Here is a 16,980-nt window from a genome sequence, read left to right on the forward strand (position 1 = left end):
TCCGGCGTGCCGGACGGCTACCGCAGCTGCCATTTCTGATTGGCGGCCCCGGTGCAGGACCAGATCTGCGCCCGCGCCCCGTTCGCCGACGAGTTGTCCGTCACGTCGAGGCACTTGTTCGCCGCGGTGTTGACCACGTCACCCGTCGAGGAGTTGTACGACCACCGCTGGGCGCCCGAGCCGTTGCAGTCGTAGAGCTGGACCTTGGCGCCGTCGGAGGTCGACCCCGACGTGACGTCGAGGCACTTGCCGAGCGCGCGCACCGATCCGTCGGCCCCCACGGTCCAGGACTGCGCGGCGGTCCCGTTGCAGTCGTAGAGCTGCACCGCGGTGCCGTTGGCGCTCGACGCGCCCGCCACGTCGAGGCACTTGCCCGCCAGCCCGACGAGCGCCCCGCTCCGGTCACCCCCGCCCGACTGCGTGCCGGACCAGGTGAAGGTCGCCGACGTCTTGCCGGGCAGCGAGTACGTCGCGTGCTGCCCGCCCCAGTTGATGGTGACCGTCTTCGCCGCCGAGCCGTCGTTGTAGGCGATCAGCGCCTTCGACCCGTCCGGATTGCGCCAGGCGACGTTCGGGACGGCGGAGGACGCCGTGGAGGCGATCCGCTGCGCCCCGGGCCGGACGAACTTCGTCAGGTGCCCCATCGTGTAGTACTCGACCGTGTAGTCGACGGTCCCGCTCGCCCCGTCCCCGTTGTGCACGGTGATCAGTCCGGTGCAGGTGCCGCAGCCCCCGTTGTGCGGGCCCTTGTTCTGGTCCACGGCGAGCGACCACTTGGTCACCGACTTCGCCCAGTTGCGGGTGTAGTCGACGATGTTGAGCATGTCCTCGCGCTGCTGGTTCGCGATCCAGGTACCGCCGGAGTGCTCGGTCCCGAAGGCGTCGAGGCCCGGGTACTGGTTGTGCACGCTCGTCTGCTTGCCGACGTCGCCGCCGTACCCGTGCCAGGCGATCCCGCCGAAGTTCGGGTGCGAGCGGACCGCCGCGTCGTCGACCGTGGCCGCCGCGTAGGAGTCGTACACGTCCCAGTTCCAGTCGTGGGCGAGCACCTTGGTGGACAGCCCGGCCGCCTGGAGCTTCGGCAGCAGCTCGCTCTTGGTGAAGTAGGCGAGCCCCGAGGCGTTCCAGCTCATCGACGGGTAGCCCGAGCAGCAGGTCGGCTCGTTCTGGGCGGTGACGTACGAGACGGGGACGCCCTGGTCCCGGTAGGCCTGGAGGTACTTCACGAAGTACGAGGCGTACGCGCCGTAGTCCTCCGCCTTCAGCCAGCCGCCGTTCAGCGACCCGCTGTCCTTCATCCAGGCCGGCGCCGTCCACGGCGAGGCCATCACGGTCAGGGCCGGATTGAGCTGGAGCGCCTGCTTCGTGAGCGGCACCACGTCGGCCAGGTCGTGCGCGACGGAGAACCGCGCGAGGTTCGGGTCGCTCTGCCCGGCCGGCACGTCGTCGTAGGTGTAGCCGTAGCGCGCGAGGTCCGAGGCGCCCATCGGGTTGCGCAGGAAGGACAGCCCGATCCCGTCCGTGGGGGAGAAGAGCTTGCGCATCGTCACGTCGCGGGTGCTCTGCGACAGCGCGCCGCTGCTGTTCATCAGCCAGGCCGCGGTGTCCGTGAAGGACGCGCCGCCGCCGGTGAAGGTCTGGTAGCGCGTGTTCTCGTCGACGGTGATGTTCTCACCGCCGCCGCCGCTGCCGGACTGGAAGGCGAACGGGGCCTGCGCCTGGAGCCCGCGCACGACATGGCGTCCGCCGTCGTCGTCCGTCGTCGTGAGATAGGCGGTGACCTGTTCGCCCGCGGCGTGCGCGGGCGCGGCCGCCGTGAATCCCGCGGTGGCGAGCAGCCCGGCGAGGATCAGCCGGGCCGCCCGGGTGGATCTCCTGGTGGATCTCCTCATGGAGCGCCGCCCTTCTGGAGGTGGGGGTGGGAGGCGTGCGAGGCGTGAGTAAATGACGGCTGCGAAGTCGCGTCAAGGGGTTGCGCGTTCAGACTTTGAAGGAACAACCGCCCTGATCCGGCCGGGACTTGGGTCTGTACCGGTTCTGGCGTGAAGTCTTGACGGGTTGCCGGGACGCCAGTTAACTCACGCCGTGATCTAAGTCGTGAGAAGAGCGAGGGAACAGAGCAGCACGTCGTCGTCAGGAAGAAGCACGTCGTCAGAACCACGTGAGAGTCGAGGGGAACCCCATTGACCGGGCTCGATCGGAACTCCGTACGAAGAACCGCTCTGCTGGCCGGTGCCGCGCTGATCGCCGGACTGCTCCCGCTCGCCTCGGCGGGAGCGGCGGCGGCCGATGAACCGGCGCCCGTGCCGGTCGACCGCTTCGAGGGCGAGGTGCCCTTCGCGACCCAGCCCGCCGAGGGCATCTTCACCTGGGGCGGCGACAGCGACGACCCGCCGAAGCTCGCCCTGACCGCGCGGTCCGACGCGCCCGAGGGTGCCAAGGTCCTCACCGGCGACTACGACATCAGCGGCTACGGCGGCTTCACCCACGACTTCGCGGCCGGTGAGCCGGCCCACGACTGGTCCGCGCACAAGGGCATCCGCTTCTGGTGGGACGGCCGGAACACCGGCAAGAAGCTCGCCTTCGAGATCAAGGACGGCGGAGCGAACGGCGAGGCGTCCGAACTGTGGACCACCTCCTTCACCGACGACTTCACCGGCTGGAAACGGATCGAGATCCCCTTCGCCGACTTCGTCTACCGCACGGACTACCAGCCCGTCGGCGGGATCGACCACGTCCTCGGCCTGACGCAGATGTGGGGCTACGCCCTCACGCTCCCGGTCGGCGCCCCGGGGCGGTTCGCCCTGGACGACGTCGAACTGTACGGCAAGGCCGATCAGTCCCTGCGGGCCTCCGTCACCACCGACGCCGCGGTCTACCCGGTGCGCGAGGGCGGGACGGCCGCCGTCAGGATCTCCGTCGCCACCACCGGCTCCGCCCCGATCGACGAGCCCGTGACCGTCGCGTACGAGAGCGCGGGCGGCACCGCCACGCCGGGCCGGGACTACACACCGGTCCGCGGCGAGATCACCTTCCCGGCGGGCACCGTGTCCGGCGCCGCCCGCACCGTCAAGGTCCCGGTCCTGCGCGACAAGTCCGCCGAGGCGGCCGAGACGATCCCGATCGAGCTCACGGTGACCGGCGCCAAGGCCCCCGCCGAGACCCCGCAGGTGGTCGTCGACGCCAACGGACTGCCGTACCTGGACCCGAAGCTGCCCGTGAAGAAGCGGGTCGCCGACCTCCTCTCCCGGATGTCCCTGGAGGAGAAGACCGGGCAGATGACCCAGGCCGAGCGCGGCGCGATCGGCACGGGCGGCGACATCGCCTCCTACGGCCTCGGCTCGCTGCTCTCCGGCGGCGGCTCCACGCCGACCCCCAACACCCCCGAAGCCTGGGCGAAGATGATCGACGGCTTCCAGCTCCGGGCGCAGGCGACCAGGTTCCAGATCCCGCTGATCTACGGCGTGGACGCGGTGCACGGCCACAACAACCTCGCCGGCGCGACGATCATGCCCCACAACATCGGCATCGGCGCCACCCGTGACCCCGCGCTCGCGGAGCGGACGGGCGCGGTGACCGCGGCCGAGGTCCGCGCCACCGGCATCCCCTGGGACTTCGCCCCCTGCCTGTGCGTGTCACGCGACGAACGCTGGGGCCGCTCCTACGAGTCCTTCGGCGAGGACCCGGCGCTCGTCGACTCCATGGAGACGGTCGTCCAGGGACTCCAGGGCGCCCGCGACGGCAGGGACCTGAAGCGCGGCGACAAGGTCCTCGCCACCGCCAAGCACTTCGTCGGCGACGGCGGCACCGGGTACGGCACGTCCACGACGGGCTCGTACACCCTGGACCAGGGCGTCACCAAGGTCACCCGGCAGGAGCTGGAGGCCGTCCACCTGGCCCCCTTCGAGACCGCGGTCGACCGGGGCGTCGGCACGGTCATGCCGTCCTACTCCTCGCTCGACGTCGTCGGCGACGGTCGGGGCCCGGTGAAGATGCACGCCCGCGCCGACATGATCAACGGTGTCCTCAAGGGCCGGATGGGCTTCGACGGCTTCGTCATCAGCGACTGGAACGCCATCGACCAGCTCCCCGGCGACTACGCCTCGCACGTGCGCACCTCGGTCAACGCGGGCGTGGACATGATGATGGTGCCGTACTCGTACAAGGACTTCCGTACGACGCTCACCGACGAGGTGAAGGCGGGCCGCGTCACCCGGAAGCGGATCGACGACGCCGTGTCGCGCGTCCTCACCCAGAAGTTCCGGCTGGGGCTCTTCGAGAAGCCGTACGCGGACACGAGCGGCGCCTCGCGGATCGGCTCGGCCGCGCACCGGGCCGTGGCGCGGCAGGCCGCGGCCGAGTCCCAGGTCCTGCTGAAGAACGCGGAGGGCGTACTGCCGCTGAAGAAGTCCCAGAAGGTGTACGTCGCCGGTTCGAACGCCGACGACCTCGGCAACCAGACCGGCGGCTGGACCCTCACCTGGCAGGGCTCGTCCGGCCCGATCACCAAGGGCACGACGGTCCTCCAGGGCATGCGGAACGCCGGCGGGGACGTCACCTACTCCAAGGACGCCTCGGCTCCGACCGCCGGGTACGACGTCGGTGTGGTCGTCGTCGGCGAGACCCCGTACGCGGAGGGCGTCGGCGATGTCGGCAACGGCAACGACCTGGAGCTGACCGCGGCCGACAAGGCGGCCGTCGACAAGGTGTGCGCGGCCATGAAGTGCGCGGTACTGGTCGTCTCGGGCCGCCCGCAGCTCATCGGCGACCGGCTCGGTGACATCGACGCCCTCGTCGCCTCCTGGCTGCCGGGCACCGAGGGCGACGGCGTCGCGGACGTCCTCTACGGCAAGCGCGCCTTCACCGGGCAGCTCCCGGTCACCTGGCCGAAGTCCCAGTCCCAGCTGCCGATCAACGTCGGTGACGCCTCCTACGACCCGCAGTTCCCGTACGGATGGGGCCTCACGACGCTGACGAAGCCGGTACGGGGCGGTGCCGCCACGCTGCACGAGCTCGCCCTGGTGGCCGCGGCGGCGGAGCGGTCCGGCGCGGACCAGGTCGCCCGCAAGGTCGTGACGAAGGCCCGGTTGCTCGTCCAGCAGAAGATCGGTTCGTCGGTCACCGCGGCGAACGCGGGACACTTCGCGGACGCGGACCATCTGCTGCTGACCGGCCACTACGCGAAGGCGGTGGCCGAGCTGACGAAGGCGTACCGCGCGGGGTGAGGAAGCCGTTCCGCGCGGGGTGAGGGAACGGAGGCAGGGCCGGCCGGGGCTGACGCTCAGCCCCGGCCGGCCCGCGTTCCGTTTCCGGCGCCCGAGGCGTCCGCGCCGTGGCCGCCGCGGGCGGCGCACGGGACGGGCGCCGAGGTGCCGGGCCGCGTCCCGGCCGCGGGGGGTGCCACTCTCCCGATGTCCTGTTTCGCTCCGGTTCGGGTAGCTTCAAAAGCATGAGGGCCGCACCCGTCCGAGGACTTCCGGGCCTGTTGGCCGCACTGATGCTCGCGGCCCTGGCGACGGTGTGGCTCCCGGCGCCCCGGGCCGACGCCGCCACCGACGTCTCCACCGTGGCGGCGGCCCTGCGCGAGGGCCCCGTCTATGTGGACCCGGCCGCCTCCGGCCAGCTCTCCGCGGCGGAGGCGGACGCACTGGCCGCGAAGATCGAGAAGGCCGACAAACCGGTCTTCGTCGCGGTGCTTCCCGCGGACTACCCCACCCAGGACCTCTTCCGGAACCTGCGCACCGCCACTGGTGTCACCGGCCTCTACGCGATCAGGCTCGGCGACCGCTTCGACGCCCGCGCCGACTCCGCGGTGATGTCCCGCTCGGCCGTGCAGAACCTCGTCGCCGGCGTCCAGGGCGTCTCGGACGCCAACACCCAGCTGAACGAGTTCACCGACCGCGCGCTCACCAGTGTCCACGGCTCGGCCCCCGCGAGCTGGGGCGGCGGCACGGACGGCGGACGTGTGCCCACGGGAGCACTGATCGCGGTCGGCGCGATCGCCGTCGTCGGCGGCGCCGGCGCGTACGCGGTCGTGCGCCGCAACCGGCGTCGCGAGGAGGAGGAGCGGCGGGCCGCGCTGGAGCGGCTCCGCATGGTCGTGGACGAGGACATCACCGCCTTCGGCGAGGAACTGGACCGGCTCGACTTCCATCCGGCGGAGGCCGGCGCCGACGACGCGATGCGCGCGGACTACGAACGCGCGCTGGACGCCTACGAACAGGCGAAGTCGTACATGGCCGAGGCCCGGCGCCCCGAGGACGTGCGCGCCGTCACCCAGTCCCTGGAAGGGGGCCGCTTCTCCCTCGCCGTGCTCGCGGCGCGCCGCGAGGGCCGTCCGGTCCCCGAGCGCCGCGCACCCTGTTTCTTCGACCCCCGGCACGGTCCGTCCGTCGCCGACGCCGCCTGGACACCCGCAGGGGGCGCGCCCCGCGAGGTCCCGGTCTGCAAGGCGGACTGGATGCGTCTCGCCGGCGGTGAGGAACCGGCGGTCCGTGAGGTCGAGACGGAGTACGGCCGCCGTCCGTACTGGGACGCGGGCCCGGCGTACGGCCCCTGGGCGGGCGGCTACTTCGGCGGCGGTCTGCTGCCGGGCCTGCTCGTCGGGACCGTGCTCGGCAGCATGATGGCGAGCCCCGGGTACGGGGCCGCGTACGGCACCGGTTACGGCTACTCCGGCGGCTACGACGGAGGCGATGTCTCCGGTGCCGACTTCGATCCCGGGGACTTCGGCGGCGGCTTCGGCGACGGCGGGGGAGGGGACTTCGGCGGTGGCGGCGGGGACTTCGGCGGCGGCTTCTGAGGGGCGCGCGGATGCCCCGGTCCGCGCACGGGACGGCCACGCTCCGCGCGGGGCGACCGTGCTCCGCGCGCACGGCGGCGCCGAGCGCCCCTGTGCGGGGGCTCGGCGCCGGGGGAAAGCGTGCGGCGGTGCCGGGGCTGCGGCCCGGATCTCAGCCGGCGTTCCGGATCGCCGAGATGTCGAAGTTCAGCTTGATCTTGTCGGAGACGAGCACGCCGCCGGTCTCCAGGGCCGCGTTCCAGGTGAGGCCCCACTCGGAGCGCAGGATCTCGGCCTTGCCCTCGAAGCCCACGCGCTCGTTGCCGAACGGGTCCTTGGCCGCGCCGTTGAACTCCAGGTCGATGCTGATCTGCTTGGTCGTACCGAGGATCTCCAGGTCACCGGTGATCCGGTAGTCGTCACCGCCCAGGGCCTCCGCCTTGACGGAGCGGAAGGTCATCGCCGGGAACTCGTCGGTCTTGAAGAAGTCGGCGCTCTTGAGGTGGCCGTCGCGGTCGGCGGACCCGGTGTCGATGCTGTCCATCTTGATGTCCAGGGACGCCGTCGACCGGGCCGGGTCGGTGCCGTCCAGGCGCAGCGTGCCCTCGAAGTCCTTGAACGAGCCCTTGACGTTGGTCACCATCGCGTGCCGGGCGACGAAGCCGATCGTCGAGTGGGCCGGGTCGATGGTGTAGTCGCCGGTCAGGGCGGCCAGGTCCGGGCTGACGGCGGTGGCCGTCGCGACGGCGGCGGTGCCGGCGGTGTCGGTGGTCTTGCGGCCGAAGATGCCCATCAGATGCTCCTTGGGGGACGGGCCGTGGTTCCGGGGAGAGCCACGGCGTCATTCTGTTGAATGTTCAACGAGGTCAACAGGGGCAACCGTAGACCTATTCCGTTCAAGTTTCAACTGTTTCCGGGGTGTGCGTGGTGTGTCACGGTGGGTCGTGCGCATCCGGCCCCTGACGGGCCCGCCCGGAACCCTGACGCTGCCCCTGTGTGTCCGTGCGCGGTCGACCCGGCAGGGGGTGCGGGGCGGGTCCGCGCGGCCGCGGGGGTGGTGCCCCTGAGGTGCGCGGACCGCCGAACGGGGGGTCGTGTCACCCCGGTGATGGCATGTGCCACTCATGAATATGAGGCGGCACTCGGTGGAAGGGTTTGTGAGACCTCCACAAGCCCGAGCCCCTCCGGGCAGTCGGATCGCCTGCATGCGATGGTGGTTCTGTTCAGGGGCACCAGGAAAACGGTCCGGAGACTGTGCAGAGTCGACGGGCCTGTTTCCTTGGCGGGCTTCGTATGGTCGCTACATGACCGTTTTGGACGAGGCCGACACCGCGAACTCCGCGCTCCCCGCGGGCGAACCGACCGACGCGCGTGGCCGCGTGGCGGAACTGCACGCCATCCGTGCGGAGGTGCTGCGGGGTCCCAGCGAGAAGGCGACCGAGGCGCAGCACGCCAAGGGCAAGCTGACCGCCCGGGAGCGCATCGACCTGCTGCTGGACGCGGGCTCGTTCCAGGAGGTCGAGCAGCTGCGCCGGCACCGGGCGACCGGCTTCGGCCTGGAGGCCAAGAAGCCGTACACCGACGGTGTCATCACCGGCTGGGGCACGGTCGAGGGCCGCACGGTCTTCGTCTACGCCCACGACTTCCGCATCTTCGGCGGCGCCCTGGGCGAGGCCCACGCCACGAAGATCCACAAGATCATGGACATGGCCATCGCGGCCGGTGCCCCGCTGGTCTCCCTCAACGACGGCGCCGGCGCCCGCATCCAGGAGGGCGTCTCCGCGCTGGCCGGCTACGGCGGCATCTTCCAGCGCAACACCAAGGCCTCCGGGGTCATCCCGCAGATCTCCGTGATGCTGGGCCCCTGCGCCGGCGGCGCCGCCTACTCCCCGGCGCTGACGGACTTCGTGTTCATGGTCCGCGAGACCTCGCAGATGTTCATCACCGGCCCGGACGTGGTCAAGGCGGTCACCGGCGAGGAGATCACCCAGAACGGCCTCGGCGGCGCCGACGTGCACGCCGAGACCTCCGGCGTCTGCCACTTCGCGTACGACGACGAGGAGACCTGCATCGCCGAGGTGCGCTACCTCCTGTCGATGCTGCCGCAGAACAACCGCGAGAACCCGCCGCGTGCCGAGTCCTCGGACCCGGCCGACCGGCGCAGCGAGGTGCTGCTGGACCTGGTCCCGGCCGACGGCAACCGCCCCTACGACATGACCAAGGTCATCGAGGAGCTCGTCGACGACGGCGACTACCTCGAGGTCCACGAGCGCTGGGCCCGCAACATCATCTGCGCGCTGGCCCGCCTCGACGGCCAGGTCGTCGGCATCGTCGCCAACCAGCCGCAGAGCCTGGCGGGTGTCCTCGACATCGAGGCGTCCGAAAAAGCTGCGCGCTTTGTCCAGATGTGTGACGCTTTCAATATCCCGATCATCACGCTGCTGGACGTGCCCGGGTTCCTCCCGGGTGTCGACCAGGAGCACGGCGGGATCATCCGGCACGGCGCGAAGCTGCTGTACGCGTACTGCAACGCGACGGTGCCGCGGATCTCCCTGATCCTGCGCAAGGCCTACGGAGGTGCCTACATCGTCATGGACAGCCAGTCCATCGGCGCCGACCTCACCTACGCCTGGCCCACCAACGAGATCGCCGTGATGGGCGCCGAGGGCGCCGCCAACGTCATCTTCCGCCGTCAGATCGCTTCCGCCGAGGACCCCGAGGCCATGCGTGTGCGCATGGTCAAGGAGTACAAGGCCGAGCTGATGCACCCGTACTACGCGGCCGAGCGCGGCCTGGTCGACGACGTCATCGACCCCGCCGAGACCCGCGAGGTACTGATCAAGTCGCTGGCGATGCTGCACACCAAGCACGCGGACCTGCCCTCCCGCAAGCACGGCAACCCCCCGCAGTAACCCGGCGGATCCTCCGCGGTACCCCCGCGGAAACCTCTCTCATGGAGACTGAAACCTATGAGCACGCCTGACATCCGCGTCGAGAAGGGCCACGCCGAGCCCGAGGAGGTCGCCGCCATCACGGCCATCCTCCTGGCCCGTGCCGCCTCCGCTCCCACTGATGCCGCTCCTTCCCACGGCCCCCACCGCAAGGCGGGCTGGCGCCGACTGGAGCGGGAGCCCGGTTTCCGGGCGCCGCACAGCTGGCACTGAGGGTCTGACGCCGACAGCCCCGTCCTCCCGATGGAGGGCGGGGCTGTGGTGCGTCCCGGGCTCCGCGGACGCCCTCCAGGGCCCCAGGGCCCTTCCGCGGGCGTTCGGGGCTTCCCGGGCTCTCCCGGCCCCTTCGCCGCCCGACGGGGCCGTACGGGGCGGGAGTTCGGCCCGGCACCCCGCGTCCACGCGTGCCGGGCCCGCGCGTCCGGGCCGCGAGCGCGTCCGGACCGGGCCGGCCGAGGACGGACGAAGGCCCCTGCTTCTCCGGGCGGAGAAGCAGGGGCCTTCGTCGTGCGAGCGGGAAGCGCTAGCGCAGGCGCGCCATGAGGGCGTGCTCGACGAGCGTGATCAGCGCCGACTTGGCGTCCGCGCGGTGGCGGGCGTCCGTCGTGATGATCGGGGCGTCCGGTCCGATCTGGAGGGCCTCGCGGACCTCCTCCGGGTTGTACGGCTGGTTGCCGTCGAAGCCGTTGAGGGCGATGACGAACGGCAGGCCGCTGTTCTCGAAGTAGTCGACCGCGGGGAAGCAGTCGGCGAGACGCCGGGTGTCCACCAGGACGATCGCGCCGATGGCGCCGCGGACCAGGTCGTCCCACATGAACCAGAAGCGGTCCTGGCCCGGCGTACCGAAGAGGTACAGGATCAGGTCCTGGTCGAGGGTGATACGGCCGAAGTCCATGGCGACGGTCGTCGTCGTCTTGTCTCCGGTGTGCGTGAGGTCGTCGATGCCCGCCGAAGCGGATGTCATGACGGCCTCGGTGCGCAGCGGGTTGATCTCCGAGACGGCGCCGACGAACGTGGTCTTGCCCACGCCGAAGCCGCCCGCCACCACGATCTTCGCGGACGTGGTGGAGCGGGAAGGCCCTCCGCTAGAGCTTGCGAAGTCCACTGAGCACCCTTTCGAGCAAAGTCACGTCTGGCTGGCCGCCGGCGTTTTCGTCGCCGCCGGGCTGATGGATGGCGACCAGGCCCGCCTCCGCCAAGTCGGCGACGAGGATCCTGGCGACGCCGAGAGGGATGGTCAGCAGGGCCGAGATCTCGGCCACCGACTTGATCTCCCGGCAGAGGTTGCAGATCCGCTGATGCTCGGGCAACTGGCCCTGCATCTGGTGCGGCTGCGCGGTGGTGTGCACCAGCGCCTCGATGGCGAGCTGGTAGCGCGGCCTGGTGCGGCCACCCGTCATGGCGTACGGACGCACCAGGGGGTTGTTGTTGGACCCTCCGGCGGGCGACGCCTCGGGAGAGCGCCGCTGCGGCTGTACGGGCTGGATGCGCGGTGCCGACGGCTGGTCGTACGGGGACGGCCCGGGGCCCTGCGGACCCTGGGGCGCGTACGGCTGCCGCCGCTGGCTGGGTGCGGAGGGAAAGTTGTACCGGTTCGGGTCGCCTGAACCGTCGCCCTGCCCCTGGCCGGGGCCGTACGACCAATTGCCCGAAGACGAACCGCCTGGGGGTGTTACCACTTTCTCTCCTCCTCCGACTGTGCCGGGCACCCAACGCTGGGACCGCGTCCCGAAACCTTACGGCCCCGGGACGACAATTCGCACCGTCTGTCTATTAGTTGAGAAGGCTGCCCTGGAGCTCCGCGCGGAGATCCGGAGTGAGGACCGTGCCCGCACGGTCCACCAGAAGCGCCATCTCGTACCCAATGAGACCGATGTCCGCCTCAGGGTGTGCGAGTACTGCGAGTGAAGAACCGTCCGAGATGGACATGAGGAAGAGGAATCCCCGCTCCATCTCCACAACGGTCTGGTTCACATGGCCGCCCTCGAAGATACGGGACGCGCCCGCGGTCAAGGAGGTCAGACCGGACGCGACGGCCGCCAGCTGGTCGGCGCGGTCACGGGGAAAGCCTTCGGACATAGCCAGAAGGAGTCCGTCGGCGGAGACCACCACCGTGTGCGACACCCCGGGGGTGTTGTCCACGAAATTGGTGATCAACCAGTTCAGGTTCTGTGCCGCCTGGCTCATCGGGCTCACAACTAACGCTCCTGGTTGTAGGTGCTGTCAGGACCGAGGCCCTGGCCGTTCGTCTCACTACCTGCACTGCGTCCCCGCTCCACGCCACGACGCAGGTTGCTCAGCCTGCCCCGGACGTCCTCAGGAGCGCGGGAGACCTGGGGGCCTCCCTGGGGGGTCGATTCCGCGGTTCCCTCGACCAGGTTGGCCTTGGGCACCCGCCGCGGCAGACCGGACGAGGTGACCCCGCCCGCCTTGGGCTTCTTCAGCTGCTCGGCGCGCTGCCACCGATCGTCGTTGGACGACCGCCATTCGTCGCCCGTGTTCCCGGAGGACATGGGCGCCGACTGCTCCCTCGGCGGTTCCGCGGGGCGCCGGGCGTTGCCGGCGGGAGCGGGACCGCGACGGGGGAGTCCCGCGCCGGTCATCGTGTGGGGGGCCGAAGTGGCCGGTCCCGGACGATTAAAGCCTACGCTGTCCCGCTCGCCCGCGTCAGCGACCTGCGGAGATTCCGCTTGCGGAGCGTAGTCGGGCTGGTACCCGCCCTGGTACGCGTCCTGCTGCGGCCAGTCGTCCTGGTAGGACGGCTCACCGAAGCCCGACAGCGAATCCGGGGCGGAGTTGCCCATTCCGGCGTGCTCCTGCTGGACCGGCTCCTGGTAGGAGGGTTCAGGGTAGCCGCCGTTGGACGGGAAGTACGCCTCGTCGTACGCGGCCTGCTGCGGTTCCTCGTACGACGTCTGCTGGTCGTACGTGGCCTGCTGCTCCTCGTGCACGCCCTGGGCGCCGTCGTACGCCGGGGCGCCGTCGAAGGCCGGCTGCCCGTTGTCGTACGCGGGGGCGGGCTGGTCGAAGCCGTCGGCGTAGTCCTGGGGGGCCTCGATGGCCTCCGGACCCTGCGCCTGGGCTCCCAGGGCCGCACGGCGCTCCTCGCGCATCAGGGAGCGGCCCACGGGGTCCAGATCGCGTGCGTCGTCCGGGACCTCGTAGCGGCTGTCGTCGAAACCGAGGTCCGCGGCGGTCAGCACGGGCTGCTGCTGGCCGAAGTTCTCACCGGGGAACGACTGCTGCTGCTGCTCGGGGATGATCTGGGACACGGTGAACTCGTCGCGCATCGGCTGCTGTTCGCCACCGCCACCGTGGGTGATGACGTCGGGGAGCATGACCAGCGAGGTGGTGCCCGCCTGCTCGCCCGAGGGGCGCAGCTGGACGCGGATGCCGTGGCGGTCGGACAGGCGGCCGACCACGAACAGGCCCATGCGCTGCGAGATCGCGGCGTCCACGGTCGGCGGGTTGGCCAGCTTGTGGTTGATGTCCGCGAAGTCCTCGGCGGTCAGGCCGATGCCCTTGTCGTGGATCTCGACCATCACGCGGCCGTCGGGGAGACGGGTCGCGGTGACGCGGACCTTGGTCTGGGGCGAGGAGAACGTGGTGGCGTTCTCAAGGAGCTCGGCGAGCAGGTGCACGAGGTCGGTCACGGCGCGGCCGTGGATCTCGGCCTCCGGGACGCCGGAGAGCTCGATGCGCTCGTACTGCTCCACCTCGGAGGAGGCGGCGCGCAGGACGTCGACCAGCGGGACCGGCTGGTCCCAGCGGCGGCCGGGCTCCTCGCCGGCGAGGACCAGGAGGTTCTCGCCGTTGCGGCGCATACGGGTCGCGAGGTGGTCCAGACGGAAGAGGTTCTCCAGCTGGTCCGGGTCGGCCTCGTTGTTCTCCAGGTCGGTGATCAGGGTCAGCTGGCCCTCGATCAGCGACTGGTTGCGGCGCGAGAGGTTCGTGAAGATCGCGTTGATGTTGCCTCGCAGGAGGGCCTGCTCGGCGGCCAGTCGCACGGCCTCGCGGTGGACCTGGTCGAAGGCGCGGGCGACTTCGCCGATCTCGTCCGTGCTGGTGATCGGGATCGGCTGCACGCGGGTGTCGACCCGGCCGGGGTCGGTGCGCGAGAGCTGGTCGACCAGCATCGGCAGGCGCTGCTCGGCGACGTTGAAGGCCGCGCTGCGCAGCTGGCGCATCGAGCGGCTCATCTGGCGGGCCACCATGCCGGCCAGGATGAACGCGGCGAGCAGGGCGACGACGACGATGGCACCGGTGATGAAGGCGTCGGTCCTGGCCGTGTCGGAGATGTCCGCGGCCTCGGCCACGGCCTTGTCGGCGAGGTCCGACTCGATCTCGCGGTACGCGTTGTACTTGGCGGTGTTGACCGCCATCCAGTTCTGCGCGGTGATGCCGTTCGTGGCGAGCGCGGCCCGGTCGCTCTCCAGCGTGGACGGCAGCTTCGCGAGCTGGGTGACCATCTCGGTCGGGTTCGTCGGCGGCGGCACGTAGTTCGGGTCGTCGGCCGCGGCGTCCTGCGCGGCCTTCGTCAGCTCGGACTTGACGTTCGCCGTCGCCGCGGTGAGCTTGTCCGCGTCCTCGTCGGTTCCACCACCGATGTACTCCTCGATGGCGATGCCTTCGAGGTAGGCGTACGAGGAGAGGGCGACGCGCTGGCTGCTGAGGCTGCTGGTGCCGGGGCCCGGCTTGATCAGCATGTGCATGCCGATGGACCGCTCCAGCGACAGCGCGGCCTTGGACAGCGAGATCGCGTAGACCGTACGGCCGTAGCTGGTGATGTTTCCGGTGCCCAGACCGAGCTCGTTGGCGAACTCCATCAGCGGGTGCTGGATCTGGAGGTAGCCCTCTTCGGTCGTCACACCGGGACGCTTGGTGGTGTAGGCCTCGTCACGCAGCTTCTGGAGACCGGGCTCCACGTTGCGGAAGACCGACAGGCGACGCTCCAGACCCTCGGTCTTGGGCATGTCCTGGGCGGCCTGGTTGAAGGCGTCGGCGGCCAGGTCGGTCTCCCGGCGGACCTTGGCGACGGTCGCGTCCTTCGCGCCCTTGCCCGACAGCAGCGGGGCGGCGCTCAGGTCGCGCTCGACGAACAGCTTGTCGCCGTACGTCAGCGCCGCCTGCACCAGGCGTGCCGTCTTCTCGGCGTCCTCGGCCTGCTGCCAGGTGTCGATCGAGCTCTTCACCTGGAAGCCGCCCATGACGAGGCCGACCACCACGGGTATGAGCAGGATCGCGTTCAGCCTGGTCGGCACGCGCCAGTTGCGCGGGGAGAAACGGCCCCCACTCGGCGCGGGCGCCGGCGTGGGCTCCGGGCCGGGCACTTGTGCGGGCGCCGCTCCGCGCGCCGGCGGGGTGAAGTTGCCCCGTGCCGACGGCTCGGGGCCGTTCATGCTTCGCCTCACTCGACCAACAACCTCTCGGCGTCGGCACCTACTGTGTGCCGCCGTATCTACCAGCGCCCTTGACTACTGGGCAGTTCAGCGCATTCCAGCACGCCAAGCAGCGCCATTCCAAACACTCGGAACGGATGATTCCGAGTGGCGCTGACCACGGATAAAACGGTCATAAAGAGCGAGCCCCGCCAAAAGACGGGGCTTTCATGAACGCAGCGGCACCGGGCGACCGCTATGCGTGTCAGGGCCAGCGAAATTCTCTGTCGAAACGTTATGAACACCGAGGCCGGCCGTGTCAAACGACACAGCCGGCTTCAATGTGACTACGACAACTTCCATACAGGGCCGTCTACTTGATCGTTAACGCAGCCGGGCCATGAGGGCGTGCTCGACCAGCGTGATCAGAGCGCTCTTCGCATCTGCACGGTGGCGGGCGTCCGTCGTGATGATCGGGGCGTCCGGCCCGATCTGGAGGGCCTCGCGGACCTCCTCCGGGTTGTACGGCTGGTGACCGTCGAAGCCGTTGAGGGCGATGACGAACGGCAGACCGCTGTTCTCGAAGTAGTCGACCGCGGGGAAGCAGTCGGCGAGACGCCGGGTGTCCACCAGGACCACGGCGCCGATGGCGCCGCGGACCAGGTCGTCCCACATGAACCAGAAGCGGTCCTGGCCCGGCGTACCGAAGAGGTACAGGATCAGGTCCTGGTCGAGGGTGATACGGCCGAAGTCCATGGCCACCGTGGTGGTGGTCTTGCCACCGGTGTGCGTGAGGTCGTCGATGCCCGCCGAAGCGGACGTCATGACGGCCTCGGTGCGCAGCGGGTTGATCTCGGAGACGGCTCCCACGAACGTGGTCTTGCCGACACCGAAGCCACCCGCTACGACGATCTTCGCGGAGGTGGTCGCCCGGCCTCCGTCAGAGCTTGCGAAGTCCACTGAGCACCCTTTCGAGCAGTGTCACGTCCGGCGCGCCGCCGTTGTTCTCATCGCCGCCAGGCTGGTGAATGGCGACAAGTCCGGCCTCGGCGAGGTCCGCGACAAGGATCCTGGCCACGCCGAGCGGCATGCCCAGGAGGGCCGACACCTCGGCCACCGACTTCACTTCCCGGCACAGATGGCAGATGCGCTGGTGTTCGGGGAGCAGCCCCATCAGCTGGGCCGGATCGGCCGTGGTGCTGATCAGAGCCTCTATGGCCAGTTGGTACCGCGGCCGGGTCCGGCCGCCGGTCATCGCATAGGGGCGTACCAGCGGCTGGTCGCCCTCATCCCCGTACGACTCGGCGTACGGATCATGAGAGGCGGGGGGCGGGGTCATGAATCCTCCGGGCGGGACAGCAAGTCGGTCAGTCGTGCCGTCTGTTGGGGCCGGTGGGGGGATTGTGGCGGCCGGACGGTGATTTCGTGCGGTGTCTGGATCCGGCGGCGGTCAGTGAAGCAGACTGCCTTGAAGCTCGGCCCGCAGGTCCGGCGTGAGGACGGCGCCCGCACGGTCGACGAGCAGCGCCATCTCGTAGCCGACAAGGCCGATGTCGCACTCCGGGTGGGAGAGGACCGCGAGGGACGATCCGTCCGAAACCGACATCAGGAAGAGGAAACCGCGTTCCATCTCCACGACCGTCTGGGCCACCGAGCCGCCCTCGAAGATCCGGGAAGCCCCGGCGGTCAGCGAGGTGAGTCCGGAGGCGACGGCCGCCAGCTGGTCGGCGCGGTCACGGGGAAAGCCTTCGGACATAGCCAGAAGGAGTCCGTCGGCGGACACGACGACGGTGTGGGACACCCCGGGGGTGTTGTCCACGAAGTTGGTGATCAACCAGTTGAGGTTCTGTGCCGCCTGGCTCATCGGGCT

13 protein-coding genes are annotated in these 16,980 nt (G+C 70.1%); 4 read left to right on the forward strand and 9 right to left on the reverse strand.

Going from position 1 to position 16,980, the window contains the following annotated elements; genetic code table 11:
* Window positions 1-17: 17 nt before the first annotated feature.
* Window positions 18-1,892 carry a lectin gene (locus ACICHK_RS28025; RefSeq protein WP_406839029.1) on the reverse strand — a complete coding sequence of 625 codons (1,875 nt, stop codon included), beginning with the start codon at window positions 1,890-1,892 and terminating at the stop codon, window positions 18-20.
* Window positions 1,893-2,183: 291 nt separating this feature from the next.
* Between ACICHK_RS28025 and ACICHK_RS28030 the strand changes: the two genes are divergently transcribed.
* Together ACICHK_RS28030 and ACICHK_RS28035 are read left to right on the forward strand one after the other, a co-directional pair.
* A complete protein-coding gene (locus tag ACICHK_RS28030) occupies window positions 2,184-5,225 on the forward strand; it encodes a glycoside hydrolase family 3 protein (protein WP_406839030.1) in 3,042 nt (1,013 codons plus the stop codon).
* 224 nt (window positions 5,226-5,449) lie between these two features.
* Entirely contained in the window at window positions 5,450-6,802 is a 1,353-nt protein-coding gene (locus ACICHK_RS28035) for a hypothetical protein (RefSeq protein WP_406839031.1), read from the forward strand.
* Between the two features lie 151 nt (window positions 6,803-6,953).
* On the opposite strand, the gene ACICHK_RS28040 is transcribed toward ACICHK_RS28035, so the two are convergent.
* Window positions 6,954-7,574, reverse strand: a complete 621-nt coding sequence (locus ACICHK_RS28040) for a YceI family protein (protein ID WP_406839032.1) — start codon at window positions 7,572-7,574, stop codon at window positions 6,954-6,956.
* Between the two features lie 511 nt (window positions 7,575-8,085).
* Between ACICHK_RS28040 and ACICHK_RS28045 the strand changes: the two genes are divergently transcribed.
* On the forward strand, window positions 8,086-9,693 hold the full coding sequence (locus ACICHK_RS28045; RefSeq protein WP_151472108.1) for an acyl-CoA carboxylase subunit beta: 1,608 nt from the start codon (window positions 8,086-8,088) through the stop codon (window positions 9,691-9,693).
* A 57-nt stretch (window positions 9,694-9,750) separates the two neighbouring features.
* Window positions 9,751-9,945, forward strand: a complete 195-nt coding sequence (locus ACICHK_RS28050) for an acyl-CoA carboxylase subunit epsilon (RefSeq protein WP_151472109.1) — start codon at window positions 9,751-9,753, stop codon at window positions 9,943-9,945.
* A 310-nt stretch (window positions 9,946-10,255) separates the two neighbouring features.
* Here ACICHK_RS28050 and ACICHK_RS28055 read toward each other — a convergent pair whose 3' ends face one another.
* The 7 genes from ACICHK_RS28055 to ACICHK_RS28085 form a co-directional block, all read right to left on the reverse strand.
* A complete protein-coding gene (locus ACICHK_RS28055) occupies window positions 10,256-10,837 on the reverse strand; it encodes an ATP/GTP-binding protein (RefSeq protein ID WP_103554950.1) in 582 nt (193 codons plus the stop codon).
* Window positions 10,818-11,411: a DUF742 domain-containing protein gene (locus ACICHK_RS28060; protein WP_406839033.1), complete on the reverse strand. Its 594-nt coding sequence runs from the start codon at window positions 11,409-11,411 to the stop codon at window positions 10,818-10,820. Before ACICHK_RS28060 ends, ACICHK_RS28055 begins: the two co-directional genes overlap by 20 nt.
* A 94-nt stretch (window positions 11,412-11,505) precedes the next feature.
* Window positions 11,506-11,919, reverse strand: a complete 414-nt coding sequence (locus ACICHK_RS28065; protein WP_037625176.1) for a roadblock/LC7 domain-containing protein — start codon at window positions 11,917-11,919, stop codon at window positions 11,506-11,508.
* Window positions 11,920-11,930: 11 nt separating this feature from the next.
* Window positions 11,931-15,143, reverse strand: a complete 3,213-nt coding sequence (locus ACICHK_RS28070) for a nitrate- and nitrite sensing domain-containing protein (RefSeq protein WP_406839034.1) — start codon at window positions 15,141-15,143, stop codon at window positions 11,931-11,933.
* A gap of 351 nt (window positions 15,144-15,494) precedes the next feature.
* Window positions 15,495-16,070: an ATP/GTP-binding protein gene (locus ACICHK_RS28075; RefSeq protein WP_103548532.1), complete on the reverse strand. Its 576-nt coding sequence runs from the start codon at window positions 16,068-16,070 to the stop codon at window positions 15,495-15,497.
* The gene (locus ACICHK_RS28080; RefSeq protein WP_103548533.1) at window positions 16,051-16,449 is read right to left on the reverse strand and encodes a DUF742 domain-containing protein; all 399 of its coding nucleotides are present in this window, start codon (window positions 16,447-16,449) and stop codon (window positions 16,051-16,053) included. The genes ACICHK_RS28075 and ACICHK_RS28080 overlap by 20 nt, the downstream gene beginning before the upstream one ends.
* A gap of 111 nt (window positions 16,450-16,560) precedes the next feature.
* Window positions 16,561-16,974: a roadblock/LC7 domain-containing protein gene (locus ACICHK_RS28085; protein WP_037624995.1), complete on the reverse strand. Its 414-nt coding sequence runs from the start codon at window positions 16,972-16,974 to the stop codon at window positions 16,561-16,563.
* Window positions 16,975-16,980 lie beyond the last annotated feature (6 nt).

The organism is Streptomyces sp. AHU1 (assembly GCF_045343905.1).
GTDB classification, from domain to species: domain Bacteria; phylum Actinomycetota; class Actinomycetes; order Streptomycetales; family Streptomycetaceae; genus Streptomyces; species Streptomyces triticiradicis.

Bases quoted from the DNA above. Each gene is read 5' to 3' on its own strand.
- ACICHK_RS28025 (WP_406839029.1), bottom strand. From the start codon at position 1,892: ATGAGGAGATCCACCAGGAGATCCACCCGGGCGGCCCGGCTGATCCTC.
- ACICHK_RS28035 (WP_406839031.1), top strand. From the start codon at position 5,450: ATGAGGGCCGCACCCGTCCGAGGACTTCCGGGCCTGTTGGCCGCACTG.
- ACICHK_RS28040 (WP_406839032.1), bottom strand. From the start codon at position 7,574: ATGGGCATCTTCGGCCGCAAGACCACCGACACCGCCGGCACCGCCGCC.
- ACICHK_RS28045 (WP_151472108.1), top strand. From the start codon at position 8,086: ATGACCGTTTTGGACGAGGCCGACACCGCGAACTCCGCGCTCCCCGCG.
- ACICHK_RS28050 (WP_151472109.1), top strand. From the start codon at position 9,751: ATGAGCACGCCTGACATCCGCGTCGAGAAGGGCCACGCCGAGCCCGAG.
- ACICHK_RS28065 (WP_037625176.1), bottom strand. From the start codon at position 11,919: ATGAGCCAGGCGGCACAGAACCTGAACTGGTTGATCACCAATTTCGTG.
- ACICHK_RS28080 (WP_103548533.1), bottom strand. From the start codon at position 16,449: ATGACCCCGCCCCCCGCCTCTCATGATCCGTACGCCGAGTCGTACGGG.
- ACICHK_RS28085 (WP_037624995.1), bottom strand. From the start codon at position 16,974: ATGAGCCAGGCGGCACAGAACCTCAACTGGTTGATCACCAACTTCGTG.